This window comes from Nonomuraea rhizosphaerae (assembly GCF_019396405.1).
GTDB classification, from domain to species: Bacteria; Actinomycetota; Actinomycetes; order Streptosporangiales; family Streptosporangiaceae; genus Nonomuraea; species Nonomuraea rhizosphaerae.
Map to the genome: position 1 here is coordinate 1 of NZ_JAHKRL010000293.1, position 11,774 is coordinate 11,774.

At 66.5% G+C, this 11,774-nt stretch carries 12 protein-coding genes and 1 pseudogene; 3 read left to right on the plus strand and 10 right to left on the minus strand.

Annotated elements, in window-relative coordinates; genetic code table 11:
• The 8 genes and pseudogenes from KME77_RS14870 to KME77_RS14905 form a co-directional block, all read right to left on the minus strand.
• Positions 1–248: pseudogene (locus KME77_RS14870) on the minus strand (hypothetical protein); the annotation flags it as partial.
• 72 nt (positions 249–320) lie between these two features.
• Positions 321–920, minus strand: a complete 600-nt coding sequence (locus KME77_RS14875) for a GTP-binding protein (protein ID WP_219467251.1) — start codon at positions 918–920, stop codon at positions 321–323.
• Positions 901–1,299, minus strand: coding sequence for a DUF742 domain-containing protein (locus KME77_RS14880; RefSeq protein WP_219467253.1), 399 nt, complete (start codon positions 1,297–1,299; stop codon positions 901–903). The genes KME77_RS14875 and KME77_RS14880 overlap by 20 nt, the downstream gene beginning before the upstream one ends.
• Positions 1,296–1,727 (minus strand): roadblock/LC7 domain-containing protein, encoded by a 432-nt coding sequence (locus KME77_RS14885; protein ID WP_219467254.1) that lies wholly within the window; start codon positions 1,725–1,727, stop codon positions 1,296–1,298. Before KME77_RS14885 ends, KME77_RS14880 begins: the two co-directional genes overlap by 4 nt.
• Positions 1,724–4,438 carry a sensor histidine kinase gene (locus KME77_RS14890; RefSeq protein ID WP_219467256.1) on the minus strand — a complete coding sequence of 905 codons (2,715 nt, stop codon included), beginning with the start codon at positions 4,436–4,438 and terminating at the stop codon, positions 1,724–1,726. Before KME77_RS14890 ends, KME77_RS14885 begins: the two co-directional genes overlap by 4 nt.
• A gap of 378 nt (positions 4,439–4,816) precedes the next feature.
• Positions 4,817–6,010: a serine hydrolase domain-containing protein gene (locus tag KME77_RS14895; RefSeq protein ID WP_219467258.1), complete on the minus strand. Its 1,194-nt coding sequence runs from the start codon at positions 6,008–6,010 to the stop codon at positions 4,817–4,819.
• Positions 6,011–6,128: 118 nt separating this feature from the next.
• The gene (locus KME77_RS14900) at positions 6,129–6,575 is read right to left on the minus strand and encodes a GNAT family N-acetyltransferase (protein WP_219467261.1); all 447 of its coding nucleotides are present in this window, start codon (positions 6,573–6,575) and stop codon (positions 6,129–6,131) included.
• 92 nt (positions 6,576–6,667) lie between these two features.
• Positions 6,668–7,684 carry an aminoglycoside phosphotransferase/kinase family protein gene (locus tag KME77_RS14905; RefSeq protein ID WP_219467263.1) on the minus strand — a complete coding sequence of 339 codons (1,017 nt, stop codon included), beginning with the start codon at positions 7,682–7,684 and terminating at the stop codon, positions 6,668–6,670.
• Positions 7,685–7,851: 167 nt separating this feature from the next.
• Here KME77_RS14905 and KME77_RS14910 point away from each other — a divergent pair, with 167 nt between their 5' ends.
• Positions 7,852–8,496 carry a DNA alkylation repair protein gene (locus tag KME77_RS14910; protein WP_219467279.1) on the plus strand — a complete coding sequence of 215 codons (645 nt, stop codon included), beginning with the start codon at positions 7,852–7,854 and terminating at the stop codon, positions 8,494–8,496.
• Positions 8,497–8,703: 207 nt separating this feature from the next.
• Here the strand turns inward: KME77_RS14910 and KME77_RS29315 are convergent, their stop codons facing one another.
• Both KME77_RS29315 and KME77_RS14920 read right to left on the minus strand, forming a co-directional pair.
• Positions 8,704–9,021, minus strand: coding sequence for a helix-turn-helix domain-containing protein (locus tag KME77_RS29315; protein WP_219467267.1), 318 nt, complete (start codon positions 9,019–9,021; stop codon positions 8,704–8,706).
• Positions 9,018–9,380, minus strand: coding sequence for a type II toxin-antitoxin system RelE/ParE family toxin (locus KME77_RS14920; protein ID WP_219467270.1), 363 nt, complete (start codon positions 9,378–9,380; stop codon positions 9,018–9,020). Before KME77_RS14920 ends, KME77_RS29315 begins: the two co-directional genes overlap by 4 nt.
• A 508-nt stretch (positions 9,381–9,888) precedes the next feature.
• Between KME77_RS14920 and KME77_RS14925 the strand changes: the two genes are divergently transcribed.
• Positions 9,889–10,755, plus strand: coding sequence for a neutral zinc metallopeptidase (locus KME77_RS14925; RefSeq protein WP_219467273.1), 867 nt, complete (start codon positions 9,889–9,891; stop codon positions 10,753–10,755).
• Positions 10,756–11,158: 403 nt separating this feature from the next.
• On the plus strand, positions 11,159–11,455 hold the full coding sequence (locus tag KME77_RS14930) for a hypothetical protein (RefSeq protein WP_219467276.1): 297 nt from the start codon (positions 11,159–11,161) through the stop codon (positions 11,453–11,455).
• Positions 11,456–11,774: the final 319 nt, after the last annotated feature.

Sequence of the window (11,774 nt, forward strand, 5' to 3'; positions counted from 1 at the left end):
AGCCGGCGGCCGGGCCGCCGGAGGAGGTAGACGAAGCCTTGGAGGGTGGCCTCCTCCTCGGCGAGCAGCAACAGAGACGGGCTCTCAGGCGTGGTCAGCCGGGTCGTCCACAGGATCCTGCGGTCCTGCAGGAGTGAGCCGTTGAGGTAGTCGTCGGGCATGAGTCCGGCGTACGCGGTCTGCCAGCTCTCGGTCTGCAGGGCGGCGATGGAGGCGGCATCGTCCTGGGTTCCGGTTCTGAAGTGCATATACCTAGACAGTGCCACAGGTTGCGCGAAGTGAGTACGACTCACATAGTCAGGACAACCCGTCCGATCCGGTCAGGACACGGGGTCCGGCGCGGTGCGGGAGCGGGCGGCCATCAGGTGGTCGATGAGCGCCAGCAGCACGTCGCGGCCCGCCGTCCGGTCACGGGCGTCACAGAGCACCAGCGGCACCTGCGGGTCAAGATCGAGCGCCTTGCGGATCTCCTCCTCCGTCCGGTCCTTGATCCCGTGGAAGCAGTTGACGCCGACGACAAAGGGGACGCCGCGGCTCTCGAAGAAGTCGATCGAGGCGAAGCTCACGTCCAGCCGCCGCGTGTCGACCAGGACGACGGCGCCCATCGCCCCGTTGACCAGGTCGTTCCACATGAACCAGAAGCGTTCCTGGCCGGGGGTGCCGAACAGGTAGAGCACGATCTCGCTGTTGATGGTGATGCGCCCGAAGTCCAGCGCGACGGTGGTGGTGGACTTGCCGCTCACCCCTTCCAGGTCGTCGACGCCGACGCTGGCATGGGTCAGGTACTCCTCCGTACGCAGTGGAGCGACCTCGCTCACCGCGCCGACCAGGGTCGTCTTCCCGACGCCGAACCCACCGGCGACGAGGATCTTCACTGCAAGGGGAGCGGCCTCCCCGTTGTCAGAGGTTGCGCAATCCATCCCTCACCGCCTCAAGGATTGTCATATCGGGAAGCCCGCCCGCCTTGGCGAACGCCAGCGGCGCCCGGGCCCGCAGCTGACCGGTGTCGATCAGGTCGCCGATGAGGATCTTGGTCACCGAGACCGGGAGCTTCAGCGCGGAAGCGACCTCGGCCACCGCCAGAGGTCGCTTGCACAGCCCCACGATGGCGCGGTGCTCCGGCTGCATCTTCCGTAAGCGCCGCGCGGTCTCGGGAGAGACCCTGGAGATCGCCGTCACCAGGGTGATCAGCGCGAGATCGTCCCGCTCAGAGATGGTTCGTCCGCCGGTAATCGTATAAGGACGGACAAGTGGCTCTTCGCCGTCATCGTCGTCGAACCTTTCCGTCCAATGCTTCATCTGTGTCTCCCCACGTCATCGGTCGGGGGGGTGCGGGCGTCGGCTCCCAGCTTCTGGCCGACCTGTTGGATCAGGGTGTGCATCGCGACGGTCATCAGCTCGGCGTCCACCTCTTGGGACGCGACCACCGCCAGATGCGTGCCACGGCCCGCGGCCGTGATGAACAACCACAACTCGGCCATCTCGATGATGACCTGGTGGATCGGCCCGCCACCGAAGAGCTGGCCGGCACCGTGCGCCAGGCTCTGCTGGCCGGTGGCGATGGCGGCGAGACGTTCGGCGTCCGCGCGCTTGATGCTCCGGGAACGGCTGATCACCAGGCCGTCGTCGGACAGCAGGATGGCGTGCCGGGTGCCCGCGACCCGATCGACCAGGCGGTCCAGGAGCCAGTCCAGGTCGATGTTGGTGGCGGTCGTTCGCTGCGTCATCTTGGATCTTCCGTCGTAGGGGCGTCGGGCTCGGGAGCTCCGTTCGGCCGGGGTTGCAGGGCGTCGTCACCGGCCCGTCGCCTGCGGGACTGTCTCTGGAACGCGCCGATCACGGCGCCGGATCTGCTGGGCTGCTCGCGTACGGCCCAGGCCTCCTGTTCGCTCTCCTCGTCCTGGTCCGCCGTGACCTTGAGCTCGTCGGCCAGGCTGGCCTGGCGCACCCGCTGGGGCAGCGGCCGGCGGTCGGGCGGTGGCGGTGGATCGTCCGCACCAGATGCTGTCACGTTCGCCAAGGCATGTCCTCTGGAACGGGTCGGCAACTGCCCCTCCCGCGGACGGGGCAGTGGGTCGGTGGCGTCCGAGAGTGCCTCCTCAGGAATCTCGGCCGAATCGGACACGTCGAGGGGGCGCTCCACCACCAGCGGCTCCGGCAGCAGCACGATGACGCGGGTGCCGCCGTACGCCGACGAACGCAGCTCCACGTTCAGCCCCAGGCTGGTCGAGAGCCGGGCGACCACGTACAGGCCGAGCCGCACGTCGTCGGCGTGGGTCATCACGTCGAGCTGCGGCGGCGCGTGCATCAGGGCGTTCGCGGCGGCGTACTGCTCGGGGTCCATGCCCAGGCCGCGGTCCTCGATCTCCACGGCGACGCCCCTGCTGACCGGCGCCGCCCGCACCTCGACGGGGGTCAGCGGCTTGGAGAAGGTGGTGGCGTTCTCCATCAGCTCGGCCAGGACGTGGACCAGCGGCCCGACCGCGCGCTCGGCTATCCACGGCTCGCCCTCGACGTCGATCGAGATCCGCCGGTAGTCCTGGACCTCGCTCTGCGCGGCACGCAGAACGTCGAGCAGGTTGACCGGCTTGCGCCAGCGGCGCTGCGGCTGCCCGCCGCCGAGGATCACCAGGTTCTCCTCGTAGCGGCGCAGCCGGGCGGTGAGGTGGTCCAGGTCGAACAGGCCCTCCAGCACCTCGGGGTCCTCGTGCCTGCGCTCCAGCTCGTCCAGCTTCTTCAGCTGAAGGCCGATGAGGATCTGCGTACGGCGGGCGATGCGCTGGAGCATGCGCTGGAAGCCGCGGTGCTGTTCGGCCTGCCGCACGGCCGTGGAGACGGCGCTGCGCCTGGCCAGGTTGAGGGCCTGGCCCAGCTCACCCAGCTCGTCGGGGGTGGGCTCGACCATGCGCACTTCCGTGTCCACGTCGACCTCCTCCCCGCGCTCCAGGCGGGTGACCACCTTGGGCAGCCGCTCCTGGAGCTCCTGTGCTTCCTCCCGCAGCGCGGAGATGCGCCGGCGCAGGATCGCGGTCAGCCGCCAGCTCGTGAAGATCACCAGGCCCAGGGCGAGCAGGCCCACGGTCGTGACGCTGATGAACACCGTGAACAGCATGTTGGCGTGGTCGGTGCCGACCTTGTTGACGTTCGCGAAGCGCAGGCGCAGGAGCTGCCGCACCTGCTGGGTGACCGCGTCCACCGAGGCGCGCCACTCGGCGCTGTCCCCGCGCAGGGTGACCTTGTCGCTCCCGGAGACGGTCATCCGCTCTTCCAGAGCGGTCATGGCCTGCCACGCCTTGCTCGTCGTCATCGTCGCGTACCGCGTCTCGTCACCGGCGAGGTCGGGGATCACGCGGGAGTGCAGGAGGTACTTCCTGGTGCCGATGGCGTCGGTGACGAGGCCGTACTCCTCCCTCGTCAGGCGTTTTGTCTGCCAGCCGCGGGCCAGGATGGCGTCCTCGCGGCCGAGCGCGTCGAGCACCCAGAAGAGGTCGACCATGGTCTGCGACTCGGTGTTCACCTCGCCGTGATCGGCGTGGCTGAGGTCGGTCAGCACGGCGACGGCCGAGTTGAGGACGCCGCTGTAGTACTCGAACGCGTTCTGCGCGCTGGACCAACCGGCGTCCACCGCGCCGCGCTGCTGGTCCAGGAGGTTGAGCTCGCGTACGGTCCCGGCGATGCTGTCGGTGACGCCCGCCTGCGCCTTGGCGTTGTTCAGGCTCGCCAGGGGGCGGAAGTTACGGATGATCTGGTCGGTCAGGGCGCGTTGCTTGGCCAGCCTTTCGCGGGCGTCCTCGTTCCGCGTGGCCTGGAACTCCGCGGTCAGGCGTCGCTCCTGGACGAGGTTGAAGAACAAGCCGCCGGCGGGGATGGCGACGGTGTTGGTGGCCAGGTCCATCTGGACCTTCTCCGCCCGCCACTGGCTGGAGAGCTGGTACATGCCTGAGGCGAGGATCGGGGTGAAGGTCAGGCTGGGGACGAAGACGACGATGAGCAGGACGGTACGCAGGGGGAGGCGGCGGGCGCCTCTCAGGCGCCGCGGGCGGGGGGCGGCCTTCTTGGGGGGATTTGTGGTGGCGTCGCCGGGTGTATCGGGCGGCTGGGTGGGATCCGGCGGCTGGTCGGAGGCGGCTGTCTGGCCGGCGCGTAACGCGTGGCTGCCTCGCGGTATCCGGTTGGCCCAAGGGGCTGGGTTGGCGTCGGGTGCCTGATCGGCGCCGAGCGGATGGTTGGCGTGGGGCGCTGGGTTCGCGCCCGGTAAGTGGTTGCCGCGCGGCGGTGGAGTGAATGCCGACGGCGCGTCGAAGCGCGGCGACTCGTTGGCGTCGGTGGTGGAACCTGTTGTCGCGTTCGCGTCGCCTGCGGTCTGCTTCCGCCGTCGCCCGACCCTGCCCAATCCAGCCACGTGCGGGACACTCTCCTCCGCGATCGGTGCGCCCATGACGACAACCACCCAAGAAGGCGATTGGTGCCTGATAGTAGCTATGCGGCGGTTGAGTCGAAAGACCCGCTTTGCCGGTCTGACCGTGATGCGCTTTTGCACCTTATGTGGTCTTGGTGCGGCTGTGTGGGGGTGAGGGAGTGGCGCTACGTTAGGGCGGCCGTACTTATGGTGTTTGACGGGCTTTGACCTGCGGGTTCGTGGCGCTGATTCCCGCTCTTTGTCCTCTCCTGTTTTGGGCAGAAGAAGGTTCTGAGGGCTTCGTACGGGGTGTGCGGCGCCGCAGGTAAATTTCTGTGACGGGCGCCACAGAGCGGATCCACTGACCGAACACTGCTCGGTATTGGGAGCGGTCACTGCTCGATATCGGGAGCGGCGTCACTCCGCCGTGGCCGCGTAGCGCCAGAAGTCCTGCATCCACGTGCTCGGGACGGGGCTGTCCGTACCTACCTGTGCGAGGAAAATGGTCACCTTCCCGGAGTTGTTGGTGTTTTTGGTGCTTCTGGTGTTTTTGGTGCTTCCGGTGGACGGGATGATGTGCGCCGAGGTGCCCGTGCCGCCGACCCAGCCGTACCGGCCGGGCACATTCCACGGCTCAAGGGGCGCGATGTCCACCGAACCGCCGAAGCCCCAGCCCTGTCCCTCCAGGAACAGCTCGCCGATCCCGCGCTGGGCAGGAGTGGTGTGGTCGCTGGTCATCAGCCGCACCGACTCGGCCGACAGAAGCCGCCGCCCGTCCTTCATGACGCCTCCGGCCAGCAGCATGCGGGCGAAGGCCAGCCAGTCGTACGCGGTGCCGGCCAGCCCGCCGTTGCCCAGCGGGAAGGCCGGCAGGCTGCTCCACTGCCCGTCAGGTCCGTCGCCCAGCTCCAGCCCGCCGTCCGCGCCGGTTCGGTAGTAGCTGGTGAACCGGTCGCGCTTGGCCGCCGGGACCTCGAACGCCGTGTCCACCATGCCCAGCGGCTCGAACACCCGCTCCGCCAGGAAGTCGGGCAGCGACTGGCCGGAGGCCCGGGAGATCAGGACGCCCTGGATGGTGGAGCAGGTGTCGTACAGGTACGCCTCGCCCGGCTGGTACAGCAGGGGAACCTCGGCCAGTTCCGCCAGCCACGCGTCCGCGTGCGGGAAGCTCCGCACCTCACGGCCGTCCCGCTGCACCGGGAACAGGCGCTGGACCGCCGGGAGCGAGAAGTCCGAGGCGAAACCGTAGCCTGCGGTGGAGGTGAGCAGGTCACGGACGGTGATCGGGCGGGCGGCCGGGATCACGTCGTCGATCTCGCTGGTGGGGGTGCGGACGACCATGGGGGTGGCCAGTTCGGGGAGCCATTTGTGGATGGGGGCGTCGAGGGTCAGGTGGCCGTCTTCGATCAGGATCATCACTGCGGCGGCGGTGATGGGCTTGGTGATCGAGGCGAGGCGGAAGATGGAGTCGGGGGTCATGGGGGTGGCGGCGTTGATGGCTGTTGAGCCGACGGCGGCCAGGTCGATCTGGTCGTCGTGAGCCACCAGGGCTACTGCTCCGGGGAGGGAGCCGTTGTCTATGTGGGGCTGGAGGAGGTCGTGGAGGGTCATGTTCGTGCCGTTCCTGTTGGCGTGTTGCTGTATGACCAGACCGCTGCCATGACCGGAACTCATCGGTGACCTTGTGGGGCTTACGGTGGCTTTCTGGGGCTTTCTGGGGCTTTGATCGTCAGGTCGGGGCTGGGCCACGCACCATGAACACGTCCACCTCGTCCTCGGTCTCCACCGTGAACCCGTGCCGCTCGTACAGCCGGCGGGCCGAACTGCCCCGCAACACGTTCAGCCGGACCGTGGTGCCGTCGCTGTCACACCGCTCCAGCAGCCGGGTCAGTACGGCGGTGCCGATCCCCCTGCCCTGCAGACCGGGGTCCAGGTAGAAGTGTTCCAGCCAGAGGATGTCCTTCTCCGGTCGCAGCGCCACGCAGCCGGCGAAGGCGCCGTCCACCTCGATCAACCAGGTGTGGGCCGGGGTGAAGCCGTTGCGTAGGCGCTGGCGTACGTACAGGTTGTCGTACCGGCCGAGCCGCTCAAGGTCCGGCCTGAGCACCACGGCCCGCAACTCGGCCACGGTCTCGACATCCGCCGCCGAAGCAGGCCGAAGCTCCCAATCCGCCACATTTCGGATTTTATCGGTGTTTTTGATGCTATTGGTGCTGGCTGATGCTATCGGTGCCAGCGGATGTTATCGGTGCTGGCGGAGCGCCCTTTTCAGGCGTTCGCGCGGCGGAGGCGTTCGGCGGCTTGTGTCCAGAGTGCCTTGCCGGACACCGCGATGTAGCCGTGAAGCGCTTCCCACCGGACGTCGTGAGCCGCCGACCACAGGCCGGCCGCCCACGCGACCTGCTGCTCCTCGGCGGTGAACGGCCGGCCCCGAGCGTCCTGGTAGGCGGCCAGGAACGCCTCGGTGCTCTCGACCGGCGGCAGGGTGGCCGGTCCCAGCTTGGGGAACACCGCGCTCGCGGCTCCCACCAGGGCGGCTTCCGGTTGCCATGCCAGGCTGTCCCAGTCGTGCACCGTCTGTACCTGGTGGTCGTGCCAGCGGAGGTTGTGCGCCTCGAAGTCGGCGTGGCCCAGTACGGAGGGCAGGTCGGCGGCCAGTATGCGCCGACGGGCTCTGTCGGCTGTGTCGCTGACGTAGGCGGGGACGAGGCTCTGATCCTTGTTGTCGAGCGACTCGATCGACGGCCACAGTCCGGGGTCCGTGTGGTCCCACCGCACCCAGCGCGGATTCGGCAGCGGCGGCGTGACGATCAGGGCCGTTGGCGCGGTCGGCTGGGTGGGTACGGTTGACCTGCTCTGTGCGGTCGGCTCGGTCAGTACGGTCGACTCGGCCAGTACGGTCAGCTCGGCCAGTGCGATCATCAGCCGGGCGAAGACCTCCGCGTAGCGCACGGCGACGCCCGGCGCGTCCCCGCGCAACACCTCTCCCCCCGGGCGGAACTCCTCCGCGTGCACGGCCAGCGAGCCGACACCGACGACCGGCGTGAGCGGGCGGGCGCAGGGGAATCCGCTCTCTGCCAACCGAGCCTGCGCCGAGACACACGATCCCACCCGGCCGCCGTCGTTGTCGTCGCGAACCTTGACCACGACGTCCGTACCGCCGGCCAACCGGAGCCCGAACACCGCCGACATCGATTGGTGCCGGAACAGCACGTCGACGGGCCGACTCCCAAGCTGCTCCAGACACCAAGCCGGCAGCCAGCCCGGCAGATCGTCGAACGGCACAGTGAAAACTCTGCCACAGGCAGCCGAACGCACCGGATGTCACCTGAGCACCGAGCCGGCGCGTACGACAGAAGGCCGTCTTTCGTCGTAGGTTGAATCTCGCACGTGAGAAACGGGAGGCTGAGGTGGCCGAGACCACGTTGACCGACACGACGGTGGCCGAGCTGATGGCCGAGCTGGCCGCGCTCGAGGACCCGAAGATGCGCGAGGCGAACGAGAAGCACGGCGACGATCACGGGGTGAACCTCACCAAGCTGCGCGCGGTCGCGAAACGGCTGAAGACGCAGCAGGAACTCGCGCGCCGACTTTGGCAAACCGATGACACCGCGGCGAGACTGCTGGCGCTCCTGATCTGCCGCCCGAAGGCGTTCGAGCGTGACGAGCTGGACATCATGTTGCGCGAGGCACGCGCCCCCAAGGTGCACGACTGGCTCGTGAACTACGTGGTCAAGAAGAACCCGCACGCTGAGGAATTGCGCCTGGCCTGGTTCACCGATCCGGATCCGGCCATCGCCAGTGCCGGCTGGGCGCTGACCACCGAACGCGTGGCGAAAAAACCCGAGACCCTCGACCTCCCCGCACTGCTGGACGTCATCGAGGCGCAGATGAAAAACGCCCCGGAGCGCCTGCAGTGGGCGATGAACCATTGCCTCGCGCAGATCGGGATCGAGCACGCCGAGCACCGCGGCCGTGCCATTGACATCGGTGAGCGCCTGGAGGTGCTCAAGGACTACCCGACGTCTCCGGGCTGCACGTCTCCGTTCGCCCCCATCTGGATCAACGAGATCGTGCGCCGACAGAACAGTAAGTAAGAAGACTTACGACGTAAGAGGACTCGCGCTTACGCACGTACTGCCATCGCTCCCATAGCGCGTCACCCGGTACGAACCGGCCCTCGCGCAATCACGCCCTTCGCGGCCTCAAGTATGCGTCTTGGGCGCTACGTTCTGCCCCTGCCGTAGCTCACGACCGGGCAGCTCGACAGCGAACTGCGACCCAACTTGGGTGTCGTTCGCACCTCAGGCGATGGCGGCGATGTCACCGTCGTCGAAATAGATCGACTGATGGAGCCTGCCTCCGAGGGCAGTGGCGTACCGCGCGAGAACATCCTGCCCAGAGATTTTGCCCTGCTCGATCTGAGAGACGCGTCCCTTGGTAACCCCCATCCGCTGGGCGATGTCCTGCTGAGTCAAACCGCGACTACGGCGGATCTCGGCAAGGCGGTGTCCTTGCACCTTGGCGAGGAGTTCCTGCTTGCCTGCTTCCACGGCCTCCTCGCCGCCCGCACGCTCAACGTGCTCGGCACGAACGTCCTTCCAACGCACGTATCCAGTCACGACATGCCCTCCTCTCCTTGTCGTTCCTTCAGATAAAGCTCATAGCGCTGTTCGGCAAGAGGGATCGCCTGCCTGTACCAGGCATTCCATTGCCCAGCCTTGTCGCCGGCAACCAGCAGGATGCTGGACCGCCACGGATCAAAGGCAAACAGGATACGCACGGTGCCCGGCCGGAGTTCCTTCAAGTTCTGGAGCCGCGAGGCTGTGATCGTATCGACCAGCGGCCGCCCAAGGCCCGGCCCCCCTTCGGCGAGAGCGTCAATGGCTTGGACTACACGAGCGTGCGTCGCGTCGTCGAGTTGTTCGATCCACTCCCGCACCTCGTTGACGATATAGACATCCCACTCGCTGGCGGCCATCTCCGAAGTATAGCTAACGGTATACTTCTCTGGATGCGGCTTCCAGAGACCTCTCCCCTCGCGGCCTGACAGAAAGAACGCTTGAGCTGGTCGACGCGAAGCTCGAGCGAAAACAGAGCCGTGGATCATGAGTTCCTGGGCGGTTGTGGGACAGGTGACTCGGCGGACCGTTCAACGATCTTGTCGTTGACGAGGACGGCTCCGGCGCGCCAGAGCGATCAGGTAGGCGCCAGGACCTGTTCGGGCTGGACGAGTCCGCCCACTGGTCCGCCTGGCGACGCCTCCATCAAGCCCGAGCCCACTGGTTCCGCCACCGAACCCGCCTATCAACCGCATGCATCCAGCTCAACTAACGAATGGCGGCTGCCGTACTTATGCGTCGTTGTACGCAGAACAGCGCCCTCCCCCCGCTTAGTGTCGGCGTCGTCCGGAACACGAGAAAGGAGTCGTCCGCAAACGGGTTGCTGGATACCCTCACCCGAGGGCGTCCATTCGATACGGGGGAAACGTGTACACCATCAGCAAGTCACTCACCGGCGCTATGCCCGGCGGTGCTGTAACCGTGAGGAACGGCACCCCTCCCGCTACATCGCGACTCCTGCGATTAGCTTCTCTTCTTTCAGTTTTCTTACTCTCCTCTCTCTTTCTCACCAACGCGGCGCAAGCCGCCTCGTATCCCATCCGGGATCGTTCCCTCACCGCGAACGCGCTGTACGACGCTGGAGAGCTTCAGGCCACCGGATGCCGCGAGAAAAGCGTCAAGCCCAACAACGTGCCGTCCACCAAGAAGTACCTCACCTCGCTGCTGGACTGCCTCAACGCCTCATGGGCCGCGTACTTCGAGCAGGCCGGACTGCCGTTCACCGAAGCCGGCATGGACTTCGTCACCACGAAACCTCGGAAGTACTGTGGCTGGTCCTGGGGGAGCGCTCAGGGAGTGTACTGCGGTAAGCAGCACAAGTTCCGCATTCTCTTGAACAAGGACGTGCTCGACGAGCCCTCCGACCTGTTCCTCTTCGTGTTGGTCGCCCATGAGTACGGGCACCACGTGCAGTACCTGTCCGGGATAGACAAGGCCTACCGTCGGCACCCGTACAAGGGCGACAAGGAGTTGAACGAGCAGTCACGTCGTATGGAACTGCAGGCCGAGTGCCTTGCGGGGGTGTTCGTGGGCAGCTCCTGGCCATCTCTGGACCGCTCGGACGAGGACTGGTGGAGGGTGCTGGACATAGTGCGCGCCAGCGGTGACGAGCAGAACAAGGTTCCCGACCACGGGAAGGGGCGCAACGCCGCGGCCTGGCTCGACAAGGGTTTCCAGTCCGATTCCCCGGCTTCGTGCAACACCTGGTCAGCGCCCTCCTCCAAGGTTTCCTGACCAGGGCCCGGGGGCGTTGGAAACAGTCCAGAGGCGGGCCTCACGCCCGATGACGTCCTCATAACCAGTGCTGAGGCGCCGTCGTCAGTGCCAGGAGCGCTTCTCCTCGCGAGCCCGGTTGATCAGCGTGGTGCTTACGCCCGGACATCCTCAACGGGCCGCTCATGCGCGGCGTCGTGGGCTGGCGTGTCCACGACGTCGCGTCGTCCCGGCGATTGGTGTGCGGGCGGGTGTTGCGGAGGATGCTGCCTCCACTGCTCGATAGCGGCCGATTGTGTGGTGCCACGCGGTACCACGGCTCGAACGAACGGTTCGCTCTGAACGGGCTGGTACGAGCTTGAACTGCACAGGGAATGCAACTGGCGCTCGATTGCATGCGGTGCGGCATCGATACACTCGCGCCGTGTTCAGCATGCGTTGGCCGGACTACTTCGACGAGCAGGCTCCTTTTATCGAGTCCAAAGGCTGGTTCGCAGATGTTCTGATCGAATGGGACGGGCGGCGCTACCGGCCGGTGTTTTACGACCCGGTACGGCTCAGGCAAGTTGTCGATGACGAGCTGGCAAGTGGCGCGGGAATCTTCAGAGAGCCCAACCTCGTCGTCATTGATCGCGTCACACGTGACTGCATGGAAGCTGCCATCACAGCGCTCATCGGCGGCGACTTCAGCATGTTCCCTGAACCAGAATGGATGCCGTGATCTCGTTGGTTACAGCCACGGTCGGGTTCAGCTTGACTCTGTGGTTCGCGCTGGCGACTTCTGCCTCCAATTCACGCAGGCGGGCCGCCTGCTCTGTCACCTGGTCGAGGTGATCGACAAACTGGCTGAGGTCGGCGGGAGCGATCTGGGCGATTGCTGCTCTGAGGTCGGCGGTAGTCAGCGGCGGGCGAGGCCCTCTGTGTCAAGCTCAAGTGAGACAAAAGGGGACTAAGTTCCTTAACTGACATGAGCAGGGCGAGAACGGGTACGACGCGCAGTGACCATGACCAGCCACGACCTTCAACACAGAGACAGCCCC

What these genes read in the sequence shown, in the direction of transcription:
- KME77_RS14885 (WP_219467254.1), bottom strand. Translation starts at nt 1,727, where the DNA reads ATGACGCAGCGAACGACCGCCACCAACATCGACCTGGACTGGCTCCTG.
- KME77_RS14895 (WP_219467258.1), bottom strand. Translation starts at nt 6,010, where the DNA reads ATGACCCTCCACGACCTCCTCCAGCCCCACATAGACAACGGCTCCCTC.
- KME77_RS14890 (WP_219467256.1), bottom strand. Translation starts at nt 4,438, where the DNA reads ATGGGCGCACCGATCGCGGAGGAGAGTGTCCCGCACGTGGCTGGATTG.
- KME77_RS14880 (WP_219467253.1), bottom strand. Translation starts at nt 1,299, where the DNA reads ATGAAGCATTGGACGGAAAGGTTCGACGACGATGACGGCGAAGAGCCA.
- KME77_RS14875 (WP_219467251.1), bottom strand. Translation starts at nt 920, where the DNA reads ATGGATTGCGCAACCTCTGACAACGGGGAGGCCGCTCCCCTTGCAGTG.
- KME77_RS14920 (WP_219467270.1), bottom strand. Translation starts at nt 9,380, where the DNA reads ATGGCCGCCAGCGAGTGGGATGTCTATATCGTCAACGAGGTGCGGGAG.
- KME77_RS14910 (WP_219467279.1), top strand. Translation starts at nt 7,852, where the DNA reads ATGGCCGAGCTGGCCGCGCTCGAGGACCCGAAGATGCGCGAGGCGAAC.